The 24,277-nt window shown below is 43.4% G+C and carries 15 protein-coding genes; 10 read left to right on the forward strand and 5 right to left on the reverse strand.

Going from position 1 to position 24,277, the window contains the following annotated elements; genetic code table 11:
* Positions 1-136: 136 nt before the first annotated feature.
* The 3 genes from MHI32_RS09785 to MHI32_RS09795 all read left to right on the forward strand — a co-directional run bounded on the left by MHI32_RS09785 (position 137) and on the right by MHI32_RS09795 (position 7,848).
* A complete protein-coding gene (locus MHI32_RS09785) occupies positions 137-685 on the forward strand; it encodes a GNAT family protein (protein WP_175618910.1) in 549 nt (182 codons plus the stop codon).
* A 360-nt stretch (positions 686-1,045) separates the two neighbouring features.
* A complete protein-coding gene (locus MHI32_RS09790; protein ID WP_340012256.1) occupies positions 1,046-7,234 on the forward strand; it encodes an SGNH/GDSL hydrolase family protein in 6,189 nt (2,062 codons plus the stop codon).
* Between the two features lie 149 nt (positions 7,235-7,383).
* Positions 7,384-7,848, forward strand: coding sequence for a DUF2269 family protein (locus MHI32_RS09795; RefSeq protein WP_248549305.1), 465 nt, complete (start codon positions 7,384-7,386; stop codon positions 7,846-7,848).
* Here the strand turns inward: MHI32_RS09795 and MHI32_RS09800 are convergent.
* The 5 genes from MHI32_RS09800 to MHI32_RS09820 form a co-directional block, all read right to left on the reverse strand.
* Positions 7,820-8,980, reverse strand: a complete 1,161-nt coding sequence (locus MHI32_RS09800) for a glycosyltransferase family 1 protein (RefSeq protein ID WP_340012258.1) — start codon at positions 8,978-8,980, stop codon at positions 7,820-7,822. The genes MHI32_RS09795 and MHI32_RS09800 overlap by 29 nt on opposite strands.
* 152 nt (positions 8,981-9,132) lie before the next feature.
* Entirely contained in the window at positions 9,133-9,975 is an 843-nt protein-coding gene (locus tag MHI32_RS09805) for a sugar phosphate isomerase/epimerase (RefSeq protein WP_076124970.1), read from the reverse strand.
* A 17-nt stretch (positions 9,976-9,992) separates the two neighbouring features.
* On the reverse strand, positions 9,993-11,093 hold the full coding sequence (locus tag MHI32_RS09810) for a mandelate racemase/muconate lactonizing enzyme family protein (RefSeq protein WP_076184308.1): 1,101 nt from the start codon (positions 11,091-11,093) through the stop codon (positions 9,993-9,995).
* Positions 11,094-11,106: 13 nt separating this feature from the next.
* The gene (locus tag MHI32_RS09815; RefSeq protein WP_339172825.1) at positions 11,107-12,561 is read right to left on the reverse strand and encodes a GDSL-type esterase/lipase family protein; all 1,455 of its coding nucleotides are present in this window, start codon (positions 12,559-12,561) and stop codon (positions 11,107-11,109) included.
* Between the two features lie 110 nt (positions 12,562-12,671).
* Complete coding sequence (locus MHI32_RS09820; protein WP_076184310.1) at positions 12,672-15,017, reverse strand: helix-turn-helix domain-containing protein; 2,346 nt, start codon at positions 15,015-15,017, stop codon at positions 12,672-12,674.
* Between the two features lie 180 nt (positions 15,018-15,197).
* Here MHI32_RS09820 and MHI32_RS09825 point away from each other — a divergent pair, with 180 nt between their 5' ends.
* From MHI32_RS09825 to MHI32_RS09855, 7 genes are all read left to right on the forward strand, one after another.
* Positions 15,198-16,715 carry an extracellular solute-binding protein gene (locus MHI32_RS09825; RefSeq protein ID WP_340012259.1) on the forward strand — a complete coding sequence of 506 codons (1,518 nt, stop codon included), beginning with the start codon at positions 15,198-15,200 and terminating at the stop codon, positions 16,713-16,715.
* A gap of 189 nt (positions 16,716-16,904) precedes the next feature.
* Entirely contained in the window at positions 16,905-18,461 is a 1,557-nt protein-coding gene (locus MHI32_RS09830; protein ID WP_076191234.1) for an extracellular solute-binding protein, read from the forward strand.
* A 133-nt stretch (positions 18,462-18,594) separates the two neighbouring features.
* On the forward strand, positions 18,595-19,569 hold the full coding sequence (locus MHI32_RS09835; protein WP_036679252.1) for a sugar ABC transporter permease: 975 nt from the start codon (positions 18,595-18,597) through the stop codon (positions 19,567-19,569).
* A gap of 21 nt (positions 19,570-19,590) precedes the next feature.
* Positions 19,591-20,466: a carbohydrate ABC transporter permease gene (locus MHI32_RS09840; protein WP_036679255.1), complete on the forward strand. Its 876-nt coding sequence runs from the start codon at positions 19,591-19,593 to the stop codon at positions 20,464-20,466.
* A 40-nt stretch (positions 20,467-20,506) separates the two neighbouring features.
* Complete coding sequence (locus tag MHI32_RS09845) at positions 20,507-21,610, forward strand: glycoside hydrolase family 88 protein (protein WP_076124980.1); 1,104 nt, start codon at positions 20,507-20,509, stop codon at positions 21,608-21,610.
* A 150-nt stretch (positions 21,611-21,760) separates the two neighbouring features.
* Positions 21,761-22,882, forward strand: coding sequence for a glycoside hydrolase family 88 protein (locus MHI32_RS09850; protein ID WP_076308268.1), 1,122 nt, complete (start codon positions 21,761-21,763; stop codon positions 22,880-22,882).
* A gap of 21 nt (positions 22,883-22,903) precedes the next feature.
* Complete coding sequence (locus tag MHI32_RS09855) at positions 22,904-24,265, forward strand: glycoside hydrolase family 28 protein (protein ID WP_340012260.1); 1,362 nt, start codon at positions 22,904-22,906, stop codon at positions 24,263-24,265.
* Positions 24,266-24,277 lie beyond the last annotated feature (12 nt).

The raw sequence follows: 24,277 nt of genomic DNA on the forward strand, positions 1-24,277 counted from the left end.
CGGCCTTCTTGGGAATCCAAGGAGGCCTATTTGCTGTTTGTGAAATGATTTTACTCATATGAAATAAAAAAGGAATAGGGGTATTATGGGGTGTATGGTATATATTTACTATTAATATTGGGGAAGTGTTGTTCTGATGGAAATTATGGAAACCGAACGTTTATGGATTAGAAGGTTCTCAGCAGAGGATTGGAAAGACCTTCATGAATATTTGTCGCAAGAAAGTGTTGTGAAATATGAGCCCTATTCCGTGTTTAATGCAGATGAATCTCGCACTGAGGCGCTCAGACGGTCATCGGACCGTGCTTTTTGGGCAGTCTGTCTTAAATCTACGACAAAAATGATCGGCAACTTATATTTTCAAGCGAGCGAACCAAAGGTTTTTGGCGTTTGGGAATTTGGATATGTTTTTAACCCTGATTTTCAGGGAAGCGGGTATGCTACAGAGGCTTGTAATCAATTGTTAAACTATGGCTTTGATAATCTGAAAATGAGACGTGTGATTGCGAACTGTGATCCCGAAAATACACGCTCATGGAAACTGCTTGAACGATTGAAGCTTCGTCGAGAAGGACATTTTTTGCAGACGGGTTATTTTAAATACGATAGTAATGGAGAGCCAATCTGGCATGATACTTATTCCTATGGATTGCTCAGAAGCGAATGGTTAAGGATGAAGGAATAGCAAAACTGTTGTCGTAATCTCAAAAGCGGGTGTCCCCTCACTGATTCTTCTGTCCTAACTTCTTCCCAAATCGTAGGTTTTTATAACTATAGGCGAAGAAATTGAACGGTTTAGTGTATGATAAAATCTGTTTTTTAAATGTTCAGAGTGACACTTAGGTGGTAGTATCGTGTTGGATATGAGTGAAACTGGAATCATCTACCATCCAGCTTCCTGAGCAAAGAGGAGGGGATACGCGCACGAAGTGAACTTATATTTGAAGAACGAATGACAACGAAGCTTATTGTAAGCGTTTACTACAACGGGGCTAGATGCGTACTAAGTTCTTTCAATCATAAGAAAGCGGGTGAAGCACGGAAGATGAAGAGGAATAAGCTTGGAAATAAAATATTTATGGTGTTATTGTCGTGGATCTTCATTTGTTCATCAATACTTCCATCTACAACATTTGGGGTGCAACAGGCCAGTGCAGCTTCAGGTCCAATAACCTTGCAATATGATTTTGGAACAGCAACAAGTCCTGTTATGAGTGGTTATACAGGCGTGCATGAATCTAAGTTATATACGAATGAGCTAGGGTATGGTTTAGATCAGGCGGTTGCTTCAAGGAATCGTTCGGGTGGAGACGATATGACCAACGATTTTGTATTGGGACTGTCCTATTCTTTTTTGGTGGATCTTCCTAATGGGGATTACGATGTGACTGTATACTCAGGAGATTTACTAGCGGGTACAAGTACAACCAAAACTACGATTACTTTGGAAGGTAGCACGGCTGGGTCGATAAGCAGCAAGCAAGCTGTAAATCAAGCTACCTACCGGACGACTGTTCAAGATGGTCAACTGACCGTCGGCATTACGGGTACAGGGGTTGGCGGATATTTAAATGGACTAATTATTCAGCAGATTGTACCAGGTCCATTGAAAGCCCCTGAGGGATTAGTGGTTCATAATATCACTCCCACTGAGGTATCTCTAGGGTGGAGCAGCGTGACCGAAGCAGTCTATTACAATATTTATCGAACGGTTCTTCCTAGTGGAAGCCTTCAAGCCATAGGTCAAGCTGCTGCTAACAGCTACGTGGATTCAGATGTAAATGAAGGCAGTGGTTACATTTACAATGTGTCAGCAGTAAATGGAAAGGGTGAGGAGTCTGCTTTGAGCGCATCTGTGACCGTAGACAAAATTCCGGGGGTAGAGGTTCCCGCAGCACCAACCGGTCTTTCAATTGTCAGTGTCGGTGTAAGTTCTGTTCAACTGAATTGGAACAGTGTGGCTGGAGCTAGCCGCTATACGATCTTAAGGTCTGATTCAGCAGATGGAACATTCCATGAGATTGGTCAGTCAGAGAAGACGATATTTACGGATGCCTCAGCGGACACCTCAAAACAGCAATATTATGGGGTGAAGGCAGCCAATGACCAAGGCGAATCAGAGCTATCTAACAAGGTGGAAAGCGCCGTGTATACGCCTCCTGGAACTTTGCCAGAAGGGGATGTTTATTCCTTTGATTTTGGTCCGGGTGCTGTGGCTGAAGGTTATCTTAAGGTAGATGCAGGGGTATCTTATTCCTCTGAGGTTAAATATGGATTTACAGATATATCGAGAGTAACTGGGGTAGACCGAGGAACCTCAGATCCTTTGCGATCAGATTTTGTGGTCCCTAAGGATGCAACTTTTAATGTAGATTTACCGAATGGCGATTATACAGTGTCACTTATCGCTGGTGACAGCGCCGGAGATACAGAGATTGGCATCAAAGTCGAATCCATTCAAAAAGTTCAACAGACGAGCAAAACAGCAGGCCAGTATTTGGAAATGAGCTTTGACATTGCTTTGGTGGATGGACAAATGAACTTGGTGTTCTCTGGCACTAAGCCAAATATCAATGCACTGGTGATTACTAAGCAGCCAGACCGTCCTGCTAATGAATTGCCAACGGTTTATATTGCGGGTGATTCAACCGTGCAGACTTATGATCCTTATTGGATACCACAAGCAGGCTGGGGACAAATGATTCCTGATTTCTTTAGTGAGGAAGTAACGTTTAAGAATCACGCTATCGGAGGCCGCAGTTCTAAGTCATTTATTGTCGAGGGAAGGCTGGATGAAGTGCTGCGTAAGATCCAACCGGGTGATTATTTCCTGATCCAGTTTGGTCATAATGACGCAACGATTAGCGTTCCAGACCGATATGCTTCTCCAGCCGATTACAAAGTTTATTTAAAAACATATGTCAATGGAGCTAGGCAAAGAGGAGCAACTCCGATTCTGGTGACCCCCATGGGGCGCAGAGATTATAATGCTGCGAGCGAAAAATTCAATGTGAGCTTTCCAGAATATGTGCAGGCTATGAAAGAGGTAGCAAGTGAACTTGATGTTGATTTGGTCGATCTTAGCGCACTCAGTGTAGCTTTTTACAATTCTATCGGTTTTGCAGCTACACGCTCTGTATTCCTTCACCTCGATGCAGGGATATATGGTGCTTTCCCAAATGGCTCGACAGACGATACTCACTTTCAAGAATACGGAGCCATTCAAATGGCCCGTCTGCTGGCCAAAGGAATAGGGGAATTAAATATTCCACTCTCCAGCTTTGTGCAGGACATCAAACAGCCGGAAACGGTGCCTGTGAAGCCTGAAGGTCTTGTAGCTGGGAGTATCAGTAATGCAGGTGCAGTACTGAAATGGAATAAAGTAGAAGGTACAGATATCTATAAAATCTATCGTAAGCTAGCGGCAGAAGCCGAATCTGCTTATACATTAGCGGGAACTTCAACTGTCCCTTCATTGACATTAAGCGGGTTGGTTGAAGGTCAAAGCTACTCGGTAAGAGTGACTGCAGTGAACGGGCTAGGAGAGTCTGAGCCTTCAGATGAAGTGAAGCTGACTACGAAATCCGCTCAGTATCGTTATGATTTTGGACCTGTTGGTTCACCCGTTGCTGCGGGTTATACGGAAGTGAATGTGAATGTCCTGTATACCCCAGAACGTGGATATGGTTTGACCTCGAGTGCAGGGATGATTGATCGGGATCGGGGAAATGCGACGGACGATCTGCGCAGAGATTTTGTGATTTATTTTGGAGGATCGTATGAATTCAAAGTTGATTTACCCAATGGTTATTATTCTGTTAAGACCTATACAGGAGATTGGATTGGATCTGCCAAGACGAATGTAGCCATTGAAGGCAAAGATTACGGAACAGTCTCCTCAGGTAAGGAAAATATTGCTGAGAAGCTGTATAACCAGATTGCTGTCAAAGACGGGCAGATGAATCTTGTCTTTAGTGGCACAACCGCTCATCTCAATGGGCTGGAGATCACACCGTTATTATTAGCCCCAACGAATCTGAAACTGGGTAGCCTGGATTTAAACAGTGAGCCTATCACTGCTAATCTTTCTTGGGATAGTATGGAGGGTGCGCTGAAATACCGTGTATATCGTCAGGCTACGGTTGCGAATAGTGCAGAGCTGCTGGGCGAGACAACAGAGCCGCTCTACACAGATACCACTGCGGATATTGGTATGGAATATATCTATACGGTAACTTCGGTCGACAGCACGGGACTGGAATCTGTAGGCTCCAATGCGCTAAAAGTGTCTATGATTGACCCCTCCGTAGCAAAAGCAGCCGTACCTAGTGGTCTAGCTGTACAATCTACGAACAAAAATGATGTGACCTTTACTTGGAATGAGGTACCGGATGCACGGATGTTCAACATTTATCGTGCGAAATCCTCAGACAGTGAGTTCATCCTGATCGGCAAATCATTCGAAGCTTCGTACACAGACACGACCGTTCTGACTACCATTCCTTACTATTACAAAGTAGCCTCGGTAAATGCAGGCGGCATCTCTGATCTATCCGCTACGTTGGAAACCTCAGCGGTGACAACTTTATACCGGAAGATGGAGGCGCTGGATCGTGCGCCTGTAGCGGTTAAGACAGATGAGGGTGTTTATATCAGCTGGCGGATGTTAGGTCTGGATCCAGAAACGATAGGATTCAATCTGTATCGTGGCGATAAGAAACTTAATGATTCGTTGATTACTCAAAACACGAACTATCTCGATACTAAAGGCACGGAGGATGCCAAATATAGAATCACATCAGTAATCAATGGAGTCGAGAAATCTGCTTCGGAACCATTCAGCGTATGGCAGAAGCAATATCTATCGATCCCTTTGCAAAAGCCAGCAGATGATTACACCAAGGATGGTCAACCGTATACGTATAGTGCGGGAGATGCAAGTGTAGGTGATTTGGACGGTGATGGTGTATATGAAATCATCATGTTGTGGTCACCTTCGAACAGCAAGGATAACTCTCAAGCTGGGTATACTGGACTTGTCTATATGGACGCTTATAAATTAGATGGAACTCGCTTATGGCGGATTAATTTAGGGCCTAATATTCGTGCCGGCGCACACTATTCTCCATTCCTGGTATATGATCTGGATAGTGATGGACGTGCCGAAATTATGATCAAGACGGCAGATGGCACAGTGGACGGTCAAGGAAAAGTCATCGGCAATGCCAGTGCAGACTATCGTAACAGTTCGGGTTATGTGCTGCTGGGCAATGAATATTTAACGGTGTTCGAAGGGGCAACAGGCCGGGCATTGGATACCGTTGATTATGATCCGCCACGTGGAGATGTTGGCGCTTGGGGGGATACCTATGGTAACCGTGTAGACCGCTTTTTGGCAGCTGTAGCTTATTTAGACGGCGAGCAGCCAAGCGTGATTTTTAGCCGCGGTTATTATACTAGAACCGTACTTGCAGCTTACAATTATCGCGAGGGCAAGCTCGAGAAAGTATGGCGTTTCGATTCTAATGATGAAGGATATGGAGACTACGTTGGTCAAGGAAACCACAATCTTTCTGTAGGAGATGTGGACGGCGACGGCAAGGACGAAATAACCTTCGGCGCGATGGCAATCGACGATGACGGATTGCCGCTGTATAATACAAAGCTTGGCCATGGTGATGCAATTCATTTCGGAGACCTTGATCCTACCAGACCCGGGCTGGAAGTCTTTGATGTTCATGAGCATACCGATTCGAAGTATGGGATTGAAATGCGTGATGCAGCTACAGGAGAAATATTATGGGGTGTATTCACGGGGATTGATACTGGACGGGGAATGTCAGCAGATATTGATCCGCGATATGCTGGCGAAGAGGTATGGGCTGCAACGATCACCAACGAGGAGCATATACCTGTTACGGGCCTATACAGTGCGCAAGGGGAACTAATCACTAAAAAACTGCCTTCCTCCACGAATTTTGGTATTTGGTGGGATAGTGATCTTTTACGTGAATTACTGGATGCGAATCGAGTGGATAAGTGGGACTATACCAACCAGACAACGGTTAACTTATTGACGGCTGTAGGTGCTTCTTCAAATAATGGCACCAAGGCGAATCCAAGCTTGCAGGCAGATCTGTTCGGGGATTGGCGTGAAGAAGTGATCTGGCGGGCAACGGACAGTTCTGAACTACGCATCTACACAACAACGGATATGACAGATTATCGTATTCGCACATTGATGCATGATCCGATCTACCGCCTGGCAGTAGCTTGGCAAAATGTAGGCTATAATCAACCTCCGCACCCTGGATTCTTTCTTGGTGAAGGGATGGAACAACCAGCGGCTCCAAAAATTCAATATGTAGGCTCACCGGGAGAAACTGAAGATACTACACCACCTACGATTTCTGGTTTACCTTCTGCTCAAATGAGTGAAACGGATGTATTGAAGGTGCAGGTCGTAGCGGAAGATCCAGAGTCTGGCATTCGCAGTCTGGATATTACCTTTGATGGTAAACCTGTCGTTTATGGAGATGAGATTCTACTCACAGGGCTTGCGGGAGCGCATACGTTCATCGCAACAGCCATTAATAACGCTGGACTTTCGACGACAGAACAAGTGATTGTGTTCGTAAGTGGACCTCAGAAGGCTACAGGTGTTCCGGGGCAATGGGTTCTATCCAATAATAATGGGCAGGATACAGGACTTTTGGACGGGGATTACCAAATCACAATGAATATGTGGTGGGGCAATAATGGTACGGTCTACAAGCTATATGAGAATGGTGCCTTAATCGACACGCAAACCTTACGTGATGATTCCCCAGCTGCACAGACTGCAGTGACTAATATTACCGGAAAAGAAAACGGATCCTACACCTATACGGCTGAGCTGACCAATTCTTTTGGCACAACGGTGTCTGCTGCTCATGTGGTTATCGTGAAGGATGCTGCACCAGCTAAGCCGGTGTTGTCCAATGACAACTGGGATGGTGATGGAGAGTATAAAGTGACTATGAATTTATGGTGGGGGATGAACGGCAAAGAGTATCGCTTGTATGAGAACGGAATACTGATCGATACTCAGACTTTAACAGCGGGTACCCCAAACGCACAAACGGCTTCTACTTCTATCACTAACCGTTCTCCAGGCGTCTATGAATACCGGGCTGAGCTGTTGAATGATCAAGGAGTAAATGAGAGTGCGATCATGAAAGTTACGGTAAAATAACTGAATATTTGTTAAAAAAGCGCCTAAGTCGGTAATATCCGGCTAGGCGCTTTTTTAAGATTATCTAAGATTTAAAGGATTCTGCAAGACTAATTCTCCTATCAGCCTCATATGAATCTAAACAACGAATGATAGGGGGGATTGTAAATATGGATTTGACGCATATGATCTCAAAGCTTGTGGTAGTTATACATGTTATAGCATCCATAGTGGGAATTGGACCAGCTTTTGTGCTGCCAATACTGACAAGCTCAGCCAAGACAGGCAGTCAGCTTCGTTTTGTATTTGGTCTTATGAAGAAAATAAACAGATTCCCTAAGACAGGTGGGATCACCCTGATCGTTACAGGTATTTTGTTAATGATCATAGATAAAATGGGCTTGTCGGTGTTGTGGTTAAATCTGTCGTTATTATTTTTTATCGTGATCGAAGTGATTATTATTGGAATGGTTGAGCCCCGATTGAAAAAGCTAACCCAGCTCGTAATGAGCAGCGAAGGGGAGGAAATTCCTGATGGTTACACTACCGCTATGAACAAAATCGCTCCGCTAGAAGCGGCGGTTCATGTACTTACTATCGTCATTATTATATTAATGGTAGTAAAGCCGGTATAAGATCATAACGTCTATTCTCAATGATCTCTTCATAATCGCGGATGAGTCCATCAAAAATATTCTCCCAAGAGCGGCCGAGTGCGAGCTTTCGACCTTCATGCCCCATAGCAGCCAGCTTTTGAGGGTGCTCTACACATGCACAAATCTCACGAATAAAAGCATCCGGGCAGCGGGGCTCGACAATCATTCCTGTGCGGCCGGGTGTGACCAGATCCTTCACCCCACCTTCATTTACTGCGAGGACAGGCAGTCCCGAGGCCATCGCCTCAAGGAGAACATTACCGAAGGTTTCTGTACTGGAAGGGAAGACGAATAGATCTGCTGAGGCATATAATTGGGCAAGCTCGTCACCATGTTTATAGCCTGTAAACGTGACATTATGCGGCGCCTGTGCCCGCATTTCCGGCAGAAGGGGACCGTCTCCAACGACCAGCCAATGAACCTGAGATTGCGTAGATTCGGGCAATTGCTGCATGGCGAGAGCAAGGGTCTGTATATCTTTTTCAGGAGCGATCCTTCCCACATATAGAAGCAGTAACGGTGCGGTAATTCCGTAGCGCTCACGGACCTCATGGCTGCGTTTTTTGGGGGTATACAGCTGGCAGTCGATGCCTCTGGACCATAGCTTCAGGCGATGAAAGCCTTGAGCTTGGAGGGAATTGAGGGTTTCGTAGGATGGTGCAAAGGTGGCATCACAGGAGCGGTGAAACCACTTCATGTATTTCCAATAGAGCGGAGCGATTTTTTTCATCCGGTAATATTCAAGATAGCGGTCAAAATGGGTATGATAGGAGGCGACATGGGGCAGATCATGTTTTCGCGCATAACGAAGGCCGCAGAGACCGATATTGAACGGAGTTGCCATATGAAGCAGATCGGGACGAAAAGCTTTCAGCTCTGATTGGATAGAGGACATATTGGGCAGTGCGAGTCTACATTCAGGGTATAAGAAAAAGGGGATGCTGGTAATGGGTCGTATGGGATCGGCATAACTGTCTTCAGGAGCAGATTTTGGTGAGAAAAGCAGATGTTCAATACCGCGCTCTTTCAAATGGGTGGTTAATCGTTGAAGCGTACGTGAAACTCCGTTGGTTTGCGGAAGAAATGTGTCCGTGAATAAAGCAAGACGCATGGAACCCCTCCCAGGTACTCTTGATGCCCTGATCATAACAGGCGATTATTTGATGGAGGTCAAACGGATGTTAAACAGAATATAAAAATCCACTGCACCAGGTAAGATAAAGAGGTGTGCAGTGGATTTATTAGTTTTAATGGGATGAAGCCCTACAAGGATTCGTATATCTGTTGCAAAAAGGTAATGCTTTCTCCTAAATGTGACTCAGGAGTGCTTTCCAGGATTCCTTGAATATGAGGACGTTCATATTTCATATAACGAAGGATCGGCTCAAACTCTAGCCACCCTTGACCTACAGGGACTATTTTTATGGCTCCTTCTTGGACGATAAAGTCTTTTAAATGAATGACAGCAATTCGATTTCCTAGAAGCTTCAAAGCCTCCGTAATAATAGCTTCTTGATGCAAGTAATTTGTAGGCGACATTAGATTTGCGCAATCCAATATGACCTGAAGATTGTTAGAAGGGACTTCATCCAGAAGTCGGCGGGTTAAGGGCGCGGTGTACAGCGGATGATGAAGTCCTGCTTCGATTCCTACCGTCACACCAAAACGTTCGGCCTCCGCCACCATGGCCTTAACTGATGCCACCACCTCTTGGAAGGCTTCTTCTGTAAAATTATCTATGGTATACCCAAGTCCCACACTTCCGGTTTCCGTACCTACCAGACTAGCGCCGAAATCTCTGGCCAAGCGCAGATGGGTATTAAACGCGGCTAACGCTTGCGCCCGTTTGTGAGGATCGGTGTCTACAATATTTACATAGCAGCCCAGAACCGCAATCTGAATACCTGCCTGTCTAAAGGCATTGCCATAATAGCTGGCTGTTCCAGGGCTTATAGCCGTCAGGCTAGGGGCACTATCAGGAAAAGATTTCTTAAGTGCGAACTGGATATGAGTGAAATGATAGGACTTAATCTTCTCAATTAACTCTTGCAATGGAACTTGTGTGAAATCATGTGCTCGAACACCTAGTTGAAGGGGAATGCTCATATGATCGATCGCTCCTATTAGTATTGTTGTTTGTGAGGTGCTAATTTGTCCCAGTCAAAGGTAACACCAGTGCCCGTTACTTCTGGCGCAACTGCCATCCCATTGTCTTTATTAATCACTAGCGGACGTGTAGTGTATTGATCGATAGGGAAGCTATGCATTTCGAGATAACCTGCATTTGGCATAGCTGCTAACAAACTAACGTGCAATTCCTGCATTCCATGTGTGGAAACGGAAAGGTTATAGGCTTGTGTTAAGTGAGCTACCTTTAACCAGCCCGTAATTCCGCCTATATTGGAAGCATCAGGTTGAGGAAAATCAACATGACCATATTGCAGCATGTGATGGAATTCGGTTAATGTGCGCAAGTTCTCTCCGCCTGCAACGGCCATTCCTGTTTCTTCAGCAATCCGTGCATAGCCGGCATAATCCTCCGGAATCGTTGGTTCTTCTAGGAAGAGAATGTCGTATTTCAAAAATTCACGTGCGGCTTTTATCGCTTTTTCCACACTCCAGCTCATATTGGCATCGACCATAAAGGCTACATCCGGGCCGACCAATTGGCGTACCGCAGCCACTCGTTCCACATCTTCAGCTAATGTTTTTTGGCCTAGTTTAATTTTGACAGCCTGGAGGCCCATATCTAAGTATTTTTGATTGTTGCGCAGGAGCTTTTCTAATGGGAAGTTTAAATCAATCGCTCCACCATAACATTTGACCTCATTGCTTGCGCCACCCAGAAGTTTGTAGAGAGGTTCATCTGCTTTCTTTGCACGTAAATCCCATAACGCAATGTCACATGCCGCAATGGCGAAGCTAGCCAAGCCCCCGCGAGCAACATAATGTATTCCCCAGTTCATCCGCTCCCAGATACTTTCCACACAGCTGGCGTCTTTGCCAACTAAGATATGTGTTAATTCATTAGCAATTAGTGAGCAGATCGCTTTGCCGCCAAATCCGCCAGTATAGGTATAACCTACACCTTCACGACCGTCATCCGTTCTAATTTTGACAATGGGAACTTCAAAATGAGTATGCAAGCCATGTTTAGCATCCTCCATGATTTCTGGCAAAGGGATACGATAGTATTCCGTAATAACTTCTTTAATTAGAGACATCTTGGATCACTCCTTATAAAAGTTGTTGTAAGTTTGATAGAGATGAGGCTGTATTTTGTTTAAGAGCTTGAACCACAAGTTTAGCAATTTCCCGGGCACCTTCATCTGAGAAATGAGTATCATCCGTAACCCCATTTGGGTAATTGGGATGTGTTTTCGCTGGCAAATGCATGAATAACTTCTTGGATTCCTCTTCGCCTAATGAACGATAGAGCGCTTGCGAGGCTGCGAAAATATCAAGTAGCGGAGTGTGCGTTTCTTCAGCCACTTGTCTCATTACCTCGGGATAAGCACCTACAGCAAACGGGTCCAGCTCTCCATCGGCGTTAAAGCGGCGGCGACTTACAGAGGTTAACAGAACCGGAGTCCCCCCTAGCTGCCTAGCAGCATCTATATATTGAATGAGATTATGGCGATATTCGGTTTCAGGATCGGTGTAACGTAATGGATCCTCTTTTTTCTCATCGTTATGTCCAAATTGAATAAACAGGTAGTCGCCGGGTTGGAAGTCTTTTCTGATAGCATCGAGGCGGCCGTCTGTTATGAACGATTTGGTGCTTCGACCATTAATTGCACGATTCTGGATTTGAATAGAAGTCCGAAAATAACTTTGCAGGTATTCTCCCCAGCCGGTCATAGGTTTTTCTCCAGCGCCTTTAATGGCCGCAGTGGAATCGCCTGCAATAAATAGTTGTTGTCTCATAAGGTCTTCTTCTCCTTTAACGTATTGGCGTTCCCTTAACCAATTCTCAGCAAGGGAAAGCCATTGCTGGCAATGAGGGTGTTCTTTTGCAAGCCCTAAACCATGCCGCCCTTCTTCAAAGATATGTAATTCAAAAGGAATTCCCTGATTGGACAGGGCAGAGGCGAACAACAGACTATTCTCCACGGGAACGCTGGCATCGTTCGCTGTTGTCCAGATAAAGGTTGGAGGTGTGAGTGAATCCACCTGGGCTTCTGAGGAAAAGGAGTCAAGCTCCGTTTGTGATGGGTTGTCTCCAAGAAAATGTAGCCGGCTTCCCTTGTGGGAATGGGGCTCTTGGAAAGTGATTACAGGGTAACCTAACAGAAGAAGGTTTGGTTTCTCTGCTCTAGTGGTAGAAAAGATGGAAGCTAAGTGTCCTCCTGCCGAGAATCCAATCATCCCTACTTTGTCTGAGATCACATTCCAAGCTTTGGGTGCTCCCCTAATCCATTTGAGAGCTTCCTCAACATCATTTAATAAAGAAGAGACGTTGAAATCTCCGACCTGATAATCTAGTACACCTGCATGAATACCTAGACTGTTTAGCCATTGAGCCACAGGTTCTCCTTCATGGTTGGCTAAGTGCTGATAACCTCCACCAGGTAATACCAATATAAAAGGACGGGGGTGATCCGTCTCGAGCGGATAGAGGGTGAGCAGTGAGGATTCCTGAGAAATCGCATCTTGTTCTACACGGTTAGTATTTAGACGAAAGTTCAACATTGCGTTCAAATTCCTCCCTAAATGGTTATATGCACACGTTAACATATTTTCCGAAAAAAAGAGAGACTCTTTTTTTTTAGATTCGGCCTTGAACGATTTTTTTGTGATTTTTACATAGATTCGTCAAATGTTGGTTTGGATTTAGTGCCTGTATTGTTATCCCGGTACTGTCCAGGGGTCATCCCTTCCTGTTTACGGAAAGATCGAATGAAATTTTGAGAATTGTTGTATCTTAATTTGGCTGCAATATCTTTGATCGGCATATCGGTTTCCTGCAGCCATTTTTTTGCCATTTTAAATCGGTACATCGTTAAATATTCGCTGAAATAGTATTGGGTCTCCTTACGGAAGACACTGCTGATATAGTTGGCGTTGTAATGCAGCCGTGAAGCGCATTCTTCCAAGGTTAGATCCGTATCATATTCATGTTGGATCAGATCAATGATTTTCTCAGAGATGTTTTGGTACTGGGCATTTTGCCTGCTGATAAAAATTTTGATCATCGGGTAAATGACCATGCTCCAGAACCAATCCTCAATCTCAGCCACGGTATGAAGGTCATGTAATTCCTCAAAAATTGAGCCATTAGCATGATAGATCTGATTTAAGCTAATGCCCGATTCCTGCATCATAATGAGCAAGTTATTGAGTAAGCGGGTCAACGGGATTTGATATTCCTGTGGTGAAAGCTCTAGGGCAAAGATAGATTTAAAAAGCAAATGAATCAGTTCCTTGGCTTTATCCGTTTCAGCCAGCTTGATAGCATCCATTAGATCGTTTTCTTTATGCGTAGGGTAGTTCAAGTTCAGATAATGTTTGCCGGAGTTAATGTTCTCATATTGAATAATAACGCCTTTGCCAAGCTTAATGCGATGTTTCAGTGCTTCAAGACCTTCTCTGTAGGCGATGGCTAGTTTATCGAAGGCGTTGAAGGGCAGGCTCAGCCCAATACTCACCTGCACCTTTAGATAATTATTTATTTCTTGCTGCAGCTTCTCCGTTAACGAATACAGTGTCTTATGAAAAGACTGGGTATCGCAGTCTGGACTGCCCAATAATACGACTACCGCATGGTCCATGATCACTGGAGCCAGCCGTTGTTCAGGACAGATTAATTCTTCGATCATATTGTGGGCAGCGAACAATAAGAGGCTGAGATCTTTTTTCTCATAGCTGGAATCCTCGGCATAATCAATAGACAACGTAATTACTGCCATGGTTTTCCATTCTTCAAGCTGGGTTTGGTAGCCGAATTGCCCTAATTCTTCGAGCAAATCACGTTTCTTAACATTGCCGTGGAAGGCATTGATCAGAAAAAACGTACGAACCTGCTGAAAGTGTTGCCGGACTTCTTTTTCCAGCTGTGATTTGGATTGGAACAAAGAATGAACTTGTTCTCCTATAATCTGAAATTCATTGCGATGTCTCGATTTAATATCCGGTTTGCGTTGGCCCATCTGATTAAGTAGTCTTTCGATAGGGGTGTACATACGCCTGGAGCCGATCCAGGCCAGAAGAATGGAGAACAAGAGCATAATGGTACACACGATTATCGTAAACATACCGATTTTATTGGACTCCTTCGTCAAGCTTTCCATGGAAGTAACCGATAGATAAACCCAGCCATTTAACTGAGAACGCATGAAAGTGACGGAGTAATTCTTTTTGTTGATCACAGTCTTGAACTGTCCGGATTGTTTAGAAGGATCAGAGATTAAAGGGACTTCTTTAAATCCGCCTTGCTCTTTAGGTTTTCCGATTAAGCTGGTATCCGGGTGGAGCAGGAAACGGCCAGCTTGATCCAGAACGATAATATCGTCGAGTGGCTGCACATCTGAATTAATGAAATCCTGAAGACTGCAGACCGGAATATTAGCTAGGGCAAGCCCATATTTTTGCAGCTTATTGGTGGGAAGCTTTTTGATAAGACTGATGCTGTAATTGCAGCCAGTGACGTTAATGCTCTCCTCGCTATAAAATAAGGACGATGGATTCAAAATCCATGAAGTATCGTCAGCTATATTCATTAGATTAGAGAGTTGCGCGTGGTTTTTGTATTCATTCAGACGGTAGACGCCTGAATTTTTGATCATCCAGTTCTGCTGCTGATTGAGCAGGATGACATCCTCAAGTTTCGTATCGAAGGATTGCATATTACGGATTTCGTTTCTTAAATCATTATATAAAATGAAATCGGTTTCACTTAAAGGGTTATTTAGTGCTTTTTTTAATACACTAGAGTTGATCACTTGGTTTAATGTTTGATTGACAGTTGTTAACTTATGTTCTACATTTGAGGTGATTTGTAATATAAGTTCCATTTTACTGTTGTTTACGTTCTTTTGGATCTCATTAGATGATGTGAAATAGGAAAAAGAACCGATGAATATCACCGGCAACGTGCTAATTACAAAGGCAAAAATCGTTAATTTACTTAAAAAGCTTAATGGTCTCACGGGACTCAGCACCTTTACTTATGTAGAAGTAGACACTTGTTCTTAGTGTATGAAACCTGGTGGAAAATAACAATAATCATCTCGTTCTGCAATAATCATTAACCCTAATTATGACTACAAAATGGAAAATCTTCAAGCTGTAGGGTGAAAATCCTTACAATACCTTAGGAGGCTGTAGAAATGTTTAGACAATTTATGTGTAGAAGGGCAACGTTTTGTTGCTGCTTATTTTTCATGCTTGTTTTCCCTATGTTAAGCGCTTGCAGTGATGGAAAGTCAGCTGGTTCTGTACTGCAAGAAGCTCGCCCGAGCATCTCCATCTTGGCACCCCTTCATTTTCCACAGCAGCCTTCAAAAAAGATTATAGCTGAGATCGAAAGATTAACAGGGGTGGAGCTTGATATCACGTGGGTGCCTGAGGGTGTTTATACCGATAAAATGAACACAGCGTTGACCACTAATTCCTTGGGAAAAGTCACCTTTGTGAAGTTCTCAGACTATAATCTGGTGAAAAACGCCATCCGTTCTGAAGCATTTTGGGAGATCGGCCCATATCTTCAGGAGTTCCCCAATCTTAAAGCACTGGACCCCGCTATTCTTAAGCAGACCGCTGTTGATGGTAAGATCTACGGCCTGTATACAGAACGCCCTTCCTCCAGACAGGGTGTCATAATACGTAAGGATTGGCTGGACAATCTTCATTTGAGCAATCCACAGACCTTAGATGACCTATATGAAGTAATGAGGCAATTTACATATAACGATCCGGATCAGAATGGCAAACAAGATACCCTTGGATTAGTCGATCGTAATGATCTTGTTTATGGTGTATTTAAGACACTAAGCTCTTATTTTGGCACACCAAATAATTGGAAGCTAGAGAATCATCAATTTGTTCCGGAATTCGTAACAGCGGAGTATATGAACACAATGAATTTTATGAAGAAATTATATGATGAAAAAATCATAAATCAGGACTTTGCTCTTACCAGTAAAGAGGTTCAACGCGATAAATTCATTAACGGTATCGCTGGTGTGTTTATTGGCAGCATGACTGATGTGCAGCGGTTGTCAATTGAAGCTCAAGCATACAATCCAAAGGCTGAACTTACGCTGATCAATCGTATCGAGGGGCCTGATGGATATAAAGTGTGGTCTATCCCCAATTACAACGGACTGTATCTCTTTTCCAAAAAGTCCATTGCCACAGAGGAGGAGCTTCGGCAGGTGCTTGGATTTTTTGATCGGACCATGGATAAAGATGTAGCCAATATAATGATGTATGGCTTTGAGGGGCGGCATTATAAGCTTGAAGGCGGCAAAATTATCCTTCCCGAGGAAACCTCACAACTGCGGGTACAGGAAGTGAATCCGCTATATGCTTTAATGATTGCGGACATTAGTAATAAAAACATTATGGAAGTGGCTCAGAAGGAGCAATTAACCTCTCTAGCAGATCAGCTGAGTAAAGATAATGAATCTTTTCTGGTTGATGACCCGACAGTTTCTCTGAGCTCATCTACTTTTGATGAGAAGAATATGGAGTTATCTACAATCATTGTGGATGCTACATATAACTATATATTAGGTAACATTACCGTCGAGGGATTCCAGCAAGAGGTTGAGAAATGGAGAGCTCGTGGAGGCAATCTTATTATTAAGGAATATGCTGAGGCTGAGTTTGGGACAGAAAAGTAAATAGGTTAAAAAGGTTTTGATCCACTGCGGATAATGCGGTGGATTTTTTTTGTGCTGCGATATCCCGATAATCATTTGCTCAGATCCCTTTCAGAACGCACCGTTATGGGGAAATGATTGTTTTCGTAACCTTGCCGACGATGTAACGTGGAATTCGTAACCAATACAATTTATGGAGGTCAAAATGGTATGAAGAAGAAATCCTTCACCATGTTGTTAACAGCACTGTTAACATTCAGCACATTATTAGCTGGATGCGGTGGTAACAACAATAACAAAGAAGAAGCAGCAGCCCCAACTACAAGTGCAGAGAACACTACGAAGGTGGAAGAGACTGAAGCACCTAAAGAGGAACCTACAGAAATCAAAATCATGCTTCCATTGAATACATCAGAGACTCCGCCTGATACGATTAAGAATGAACTTGAGAAATTGACCAACACGAAGCTGACTTATCAATTTTTTCCGGCTGATACTTATGAAGAAAAACTGAATTCATCTTTTGCAACGGGTTCATTGCCGCAAGTAACATATTTGAAGAATCAGACAACCTTCATTCAGATGAAAGAAGCGATAAAAGACGGACAATTCTGGGAAATCGGTCCACTATTAAGCGAATTTCCGAATTTGAGCAAATTGAAACCAGAAATTCTTAATAACACGAAAGTAGATGACAAGCTTTATACCCTATATATCGGGCGTCCACTTGCACGCCAAGGGATCATTTACCGCAAAGACTGGGCAGATAAATTAGGACTTGCTGCACCAGCTAATGTAGATGAATTATTTGAAATGGCTAAAGCCTTCACAGAACAAGATCCAGACGGTAATGGAAAGAAAGATACTACCGGTATTATTGACCGTAATGAGTTGACCTATGGAGCTTTCAAAACTGTTTCGTCTTGGTTCGGAACACCGAATACCTGGGGTGAGAAGGATGGCAAATTAGCGCCTGAATTTACCTTCGATGAATATTTCGACACAATGGATTTTTTCAAAAAAGCTCGTGATGGCGGATACATTAATCAAGATTTCGCTGCCACCAGTAAAACGGATGCAGTAAATATGTTTAAGGCTGGAAAGGGTGGACTCTATATTGGGGGCTCCATGCAAGATATTGATTCCCTCAATAAAGATACTATTAAGAATAACCCTGACGCTGTTTTGGATGCGCATAGTATGGTTGCAAGTCCAGATGGAAAATATGCTCAATGGATGATTCCAGGCTATAACAATGTTGTCTTGTTCCCGAAATCTGCTGTCAAGGATGAGGCAGAGCTGAAGAAGATTCTTGCTTTCTTTGATCAAATGATGACCCCAGAAGTAGCTAATTTGATGTATTGGGGAATTGAAGGTACTCACTATACCGTTGAAGACGGTAAAGCGAAAGCTACTGACGACAAAGAATTGATTGAACGTGAAGTAAAGGGATATAAGGACAGTGTTATCGGCGAAGCTGAAACCAATGGAATGTACGAGAACTATAACACGCTGCCAGGAAGAATTCATGCAGATCAATTGGTTCTTGAGAATGTCAAAGTTGGTGTAGCGGATCCAACAGCTGCTATGGATTCGGCTACCTATACAGAAAAAGGCGTAGAGCTTCAACAGATTATTACAGATGCAACCTATAAATATATTTATGGTCAGATTGACAAGGCTGGATTTGAGAAGGAAGTAGAGAACTGGAAGAGCCGTGGTGGAGATAAGATTATTGAAGAATACAACGCGTTATACAAAAAATAGTAACCCGTACTCGAATAGTTAAGCGACAAATTGTAGCTGAAAAGGTTGTTGATCTTGTTTCAACAACCTTTTCTATTCCTCACTGGGTTCAGAAATATCGTGTTTGAATAAAGAAGGAGAAAGGAAGAATATCATGCAGGAAGTCACCGCACAGCCCAGCTCAGCTCCTCAAATGAATCCTAAGCCTGAAATTTATAAAAGCAGCAGCGAACTGAAAAAGCGGCTGTGGAGAAATAAATGGCTCTACGTCATGCTAACTCCGGGAGTACTGTATTTTTTGATTTTTAAATATCTTCCAATGTACGGATTAATTATCTCATTTCAGGATTACAAACCCTATCAAGGGATCAACGGTAGTGACTGGGTAGGGATGAAGCATTTCAGCAGGTTGTTCACAGAGCCGGATTTCTTAAATATATTAGTGAACACACTTATTCTTTTCGGATTAAATATTCTTATCTATTTCCCGATGCCGATTATTCTTGCCCTGATGTTAAATGAACTTCAAGGCAGCTTTTTCAAAAGAACCTTTCAGACGATCTTCTATTTGCCCCATTTTCTGTCATTGGTTATCATCGTCTCCATTTCTTATGTAATGGTCACGATGGATGGAGGGATTATCAACGAGCTGCTTGTCTATTTTGGCTTTGAACCAATCAATTTCCTGCTTAATCCAGGGTGGTTCAGGCCCATGTATATTATTCAGGTGATTTGGAGAGAAGCAGGTTGGGGAACGATTATTTATCTAGCTTCCATAGCTGCGATTGACCCAGGGCTTTATGAAGCATCGCGTATGGACGGAGCTGGAAGACTTAGACAAGTCTGGCATATCACTCTTCCAGCGATTAGAGGCGTAATTATTACATTATTTATTCTGAAAATTGGTTCCGTTCTTGATCTTGGATTTGAACATGTATATCTGCTACTTAACTCCATGAATCGAGAAGTTGCGGAAATTATCGATACGTATGTATATACTGCTGGTTTGAGACAGGGGCAGTTTAGTTACAGTACAGCTATTGGATTCTTTAAATCGATTGTAGGCTTTGTAATGGTGATGATGGTGAATAAATTATCCAAGAAAATGGGAGAAGAAGGCGTTTATTGATATTTTGTGGGAGGAATCGAAATGGTAGAAGATAAAACAATCAGTGGTAGAATCTTTTCTGCTATAAACTTTACGCTGCTTGCGATCATTGCTTTAATTACTGTGCTTCCCCTTGTTCACGTTGTAGCAGGCTCTTTCACAACGAGTGCAGAACTAGCTTCTAGCAAATTTGTACTGATTCCAAAGGTATGGAGCCTGGAAGCGTACAAGTTCATCTTTTCGACGAATACAATATTTAAAGCCATGGGTGTTTCCATTGGTGTCACGGCAATTGGTTCTATTTTTAGTTTGTTTATAACTTCTTTGATGGCCTACGCTCTTACCAGAAAAGATCTGGATGGTCGTAAAGTGGTTAACTTCATGGTTGTGTTCACCATGCTTTTTCATGGTGGGATGATTCCAACGTTCCTCGTGGTGAAGGAATTAGGACTAATTGACACGTACGCCTCACTGATTCTACCGTCAGCGATTAGTGCCTTTAATATGATCATTTTGAGAAACTTTTTCCAAAATATACCTGAAGGTTTGGAGGAATCGGCCAAAATTGATGGTTGTAATGATTTTGGAATATTATTTCGGATTGTATTGCCACTATCCTTACCTGCGTTAGCGACGATCGGATTGTTCTATGCGGTAACGTATTGGAATACCTACATGAATGCGATTCTGTATTTGAATGATAGTGCGAAATGGCCAATACAGGTTCTGCTCAGACAAATTGTCGTCCTTGCCAGCGGTATGGATCACAGCGCTACACTGGATGCTGCTGTTCCACCGCCAGATCAATCAATTAAAATGGCTGTTATCGTTGTAGCTACCTTACCAATAGTTTGTGTGTATCCGTTCCTGCAAAAGCATTTTGCCAAAGGTGCCATGCTGGGTTCTATGAAGGGCTAGCAAGAAAGAGAGAGACTATACTTAGGGGAGGAGCTTCGAGATGACTGTACAGATACCTACAACGCCGATAGAGTGGGCAAAAAAAGCTTGCGATTCACTAATGGATACTTACAGGGCGGGAGAGCTTCCCCCCGCGCATCGATGGCACTATCATCAAGGTGTATTTCTGTGTGGCATGGAGCTTTTGTGGAATGCTTATCAAGAAGACCGTTATATCAACTATATTCAGGAATATGTAGATGATTTGGTGGATGAATACGGGAACTTTTATTTTGCACGTGATGAGCTGGATGCGGTTCAAGCAGGACAGCTACTATTCACTCTTTATGAACGGACAGGCAAACTAAAGTATCGTATTGCAGCAGAGAAGCTAAGGAATTTACTGCTCACACTAAATAAAACCTCTGAGGGCGGGTATTGGCACAAGGATAAGTACGCCAACCAAATGTGGTTGGATGGACTTTATATGGCAGGCGTATTCTCCTTGAAATATGCGAATGTCTACGATGAACCAAGCTTGCGTGAAACGGTCCTTCATCAGGAAATGTTAATGCGCAAGCATATGAAGGATGAGACAACGGGTTTGTTATACCATGCCTGGGATGAGAGCCGGCGGATGCCTTGGTCGAATCCGGAGACGGGTTGTTCACCGGAGTTCTGGAGCCGATCATTAGGATGGTATGGTCTCGCCTTATCGCAATTTCTGGATCTGTTACCTTCCCATGATTCAGCCCGGACAGAGCTTTCTACTACGCTGAGAGATTTTGTGGATGCACTTATTCGTTACCAAGATCAAAAAAGTGGACTTTGGTATCAAGTCGTAGATAAGGGACATGAGCCAGATAATTGGCTGGAGACTTCAGGGTCATGTTTGTTCGTCTATACGATTGCCAAAGCCGTGAAGCATGGCGTTGTAAGTGATGTGACTATCGCTACAGCTGCCGCTAAAAAAGGATATGAAGGGTTAACCAAAGTAATCCAGTGGGATGAGCATAACCGATTAGTTCTGCCGGACATTTGTATCGGTACCTCAGCTGGAGATTACGAGAGTTACGTGACTCGGCCTAAGGTTAAAAATGATCTGCATGGTGTGGGCGCATTGGTGATGGCTTGTGTTGAAATACAGTCAATGCTTCAAGAGTGAATCGCTCCGTATCCTTACTAAACAATGACTTGATTCTCTGAGATTTCAGAGAATCAAGTCGTATTATTTTATGTGCAAAGAATCCTTAAATCGGCTGAACCTATTTTTAGTTTTTGAGCTCTTAAATTTATAAATATTTTGGGGGTTGGGATGAAGAAATCACAGTGGGCAATTCAAACGGCAGACTCTATTATGGCGCGGACACCGAAGCTTTATGAAGATAAAGGCTACAAAGGAAGCTGGACCTACGATTATGGCGTGGTATTGAACGGTTTTGAATGGCTTTGGAAGCAGACCGGTGATTCGAAGTATCTGCAGTTCATTCAAGATAATATGGACTACTTTATTCAGGAAGATGGCAGTGTCAAGGGCTACCACCTAGAGGAGTATAATATCGATCATATTAACAACGGAAAATTATTATTGACTCTATATAAAGAAACGAAGCAGGAAAAATACAAAAAAGCGGCTGCTTTACTTAGAAAGCAACTTGAGACCCATCCGCGAACCTCGGAAGGTGCTTTTTGGCATAAAAATATATATCCCTATCAGATTTGGTTAGATGGACTTTATATGGGCGCTCCTTTTTATTTAGCCTACTTGCTAGCTTTTGAAGAAGGGCAGGGACTTGAGGATGTAACCAAACAATTTATCTTGTGTGAGAAGCATACGAAAGATCCGGTAACAGGTCTGCTATATCATGCATGGGATGAACAGCGTATTCAACCTTGGTGCGACCCTGAAACAGGACTTTCGCCTAACTTTTGGGCCCGTTCACTTGGCTGGTATCTCATGGCTTTAGTTGATGTTCTGGAATTGCTGCCTAGTGAGCACTCAGATTATCCAGAGCTGGTACGAATACTAAATGATACCTTAACTGCGGTGAAGAAATATCAGGATAAGGAATCCGGGGTCTGGTATCAAGTGATGAATCTAGGGGAACGCAAAGGAAATTATCTTGAGGCCTCTGCTTCAAGCATGATCGTGTATGCCATGGCTAAAGGTATCCGATTAGGCGTGTTAAACGCTGGATGGTACGAAACATTAGATCTGGCTCAACAAGGACTTATCTCGGAGTTTGTACTAGAAACCAAAGAAGAATGGGTCAATTTAAATAAGAATTGCCAAGTAGCCGGATTAGGTGGAGTGGACCAACGTGACGGTACTTTCGCTTATTACATTAGCGAGCCTATTGTCACTAACGACCAAAAAGGTGTGGGTGCTTTCCTACAGGCTTGTGTGGAATATGAACAATTAAGAGGCTGGATCTGATATAGAACAGGGGGGATATGAATGTTGATCTACAATATTGAGGATTTTGGAGCGCTTAAGAATAGTAAAAAGTTAGCGACGGAAGCGATAACGCGTGCGATTGAAGCGGCAAATAAAGCCGGTGGAGGAACCGTTTATGTACCGGCTGGTACGTTCTTAACCGGTGCAATTCATATGAAAAGCAATATCGAATTGAATTTAAATCCTGGTGCCATTCTTTCATTCAGTACGAACCCGGAGGATTACCCTGCAGTGGAATGCAGATGGGAAGGAGTGAAGCAGCAGGTTCATTCACCTTGTATTTATGGAAGAGAGTTAGTTAATGTATCGATCACTGGCAGCGGAATGATTAACGGAAATGGTGAACTCTGGTGGGATAAGTTTCGGAACCGCCGGGAAGAGCTTCAGTATCCCCGGCCGACTCTAATCGGCTTGGACAGCTGTCAGCGGGTAACCCTTAAAGATATCGCGCTGGTCAATTCTCCAAGCTGGACCGTTAATCCGATAGGCTGTTACAATGTGACTATTGATAATATTTCCATTCTGAACCCGGCGGACTCTCCGAATACAGATGGCATTAATCCAGAGTCTTGCACCAATGTGCGAATTAGCAATTGCAATATTGATGTCGGTGATGACTGCATTGCGATCAAGGCAGGAACTGAGGATACCAAAGAACGAGTTCCTTGTGAGAATATCACGATCACCAACTGTACTATGGTACATGGACACGGGGGTGTCGTACTCGGTAGTGAAATGAGTGGAGATATTCGTAATGTCACGATTAGTAATTGTGTGTTTAAACAAACCGATCGTGGAATCCGGATGAAATCAAGACGGGGACGCGGGGGAACGATTGAAGATATTCGGATCAGCAATATTGTAATGGAGGACGTTATTTGTCCGTTTACTCTAAATCTATATTATTTCTGTGGACCACGCGGGAAAGAAAAATATGTGTGGGATAAAAATCCTTATCCGATTACAGAGGAAACGCCGTGTTTTAGACGCATTCATTTTGCCAATATTACTGCACGTAATGTTCATGCCGCAGCGGGTTTCTTATACGGGCTTGCGGAGCGGTATGTATCCGAGATTACGTTTACCAATGTGGACATCTCCATGGCGACGAATGCAATTCCCGGCCATCCAGACATGATGACAGGGATCGAAAACATGAATAATCGCGGGTTTTTCCTCGGGAATGCAAGAGATGTTCAATTTCATCAGGTGACGATTGAGAACCATGAAGGGCCTGCTTTTTACATTGAAAATGGAGAAGCTGTAGAGATCATAAATTGTCGATCAAAAAACACGAAGAAGCCGGAAAAATTAGTAGAACAAGCTACAGTGTCACCTGAAGAACAGAATGTCAGTCCATAAGAGAGAGTCATC

This window comes from Paenibacillus sp. FSL H7-0690, assembly GCF_037980415.1.
Classification (GTDB): domain Bacteria; phylum Bacillota; class Bacilli; order Paenibacillales; family Paenibacillaceae; genus Paenibacillus_AQ; species Paenibacillus_AQ odorifer.

Coding starts and splice junctions, on each gene's coding strand:
- MHI32_RS09800 (WP_340012258.1), bottom strand. CDS start 8,980: ATGCGTCTTGCTTTATTCACGGACACATTTCTTCCGCAAACCAACGGA.
- MHI32_RS09785 (WP_175618910.1), top strand. CDS start 137: ATGGAAATTATGGAAACCGAACGTTTATGGATTAGAAGGTTCTCAGCA.
- MHI32_RS09815 (WP_339172825.1), bottom strand. CDS start 12,561: ATGTTGAACTTTCGTCTAAATACTAACCGTGTAGAACAAGATGCGATT.
- MHI32_RS09850 (WP_076308268.1), top strand. CDS start 21,761: ATGAAGAAATCACAGTGGGCAATTCAAACGGCAGACTCTATTATGGCG.
- MHI32_RS09830 (WP_076191234.1), top strand. CDS start 16,905: ATGAAGAAGAAATCCTTCACCATGTTGTTAACAGCACTGTTAACATTC.
- MHI32_RS09805 (WP_076124970.1), bottom strand. CDS start 9,975: ATGAGCATTCCCCTTCAACTAGGTGTTCGAGCACATGATTTCACACAA.
- MHI32_RS09790 (WP_340012256.1), top strand. CDS start 1,046: ATGAAGAGGAATAAGCTTGGAAATAAAATATTTATGGTGTTATTGTCG.
- MHI32_RS09855 (WP_340012260.1), top strand. CDS start 22,904: ATGTTGATCTACAATATTGAGGATTTTGGAGCGCTTAAGAATAGTAAA.
- MHI32_RS09835 (WP_036679252.1), top strand. CDS start 18,595: ATGCAGGAAGTCACCGCACAGCCCAGCTCAGCTCCTCAAATGAATCCT.
- MHI32_RS09825 (WP_340012259.1), top strand. CDS start 15,198: ATGTTTAGACAATTTATGTGTAGAAGGGCAACGTTTTGTTGCTGCTTA.
- MHI32_RS09845 (WP_076124980.1), top strand. CDS start 20,507: ATGACTGTACAGATACCTACAACGCCGATAGAGTGGGCAAAAAAAGCT.
- MHI32_RS09810 (WP_076184308.1), bottom strand. CDS start 11,093: ATGTCTCTAATTAAAGAAGTTATTACGGAATACTATCGTATCCCTTTG.
- MHI32_RS09795 (WP_248549305.1), top strand. CDS start 7,384: ATGGATTTGACGCATATGATCTCAAAGCTTGTGGTAGTTATACATGTT.
- MHI32_RS09840 (WP_036679255.1), top strand. CDS start 19,591: ATGGTAGAAGATAAAACAATCAGTGGTAGAATCTTTTCTGCTATAAAC.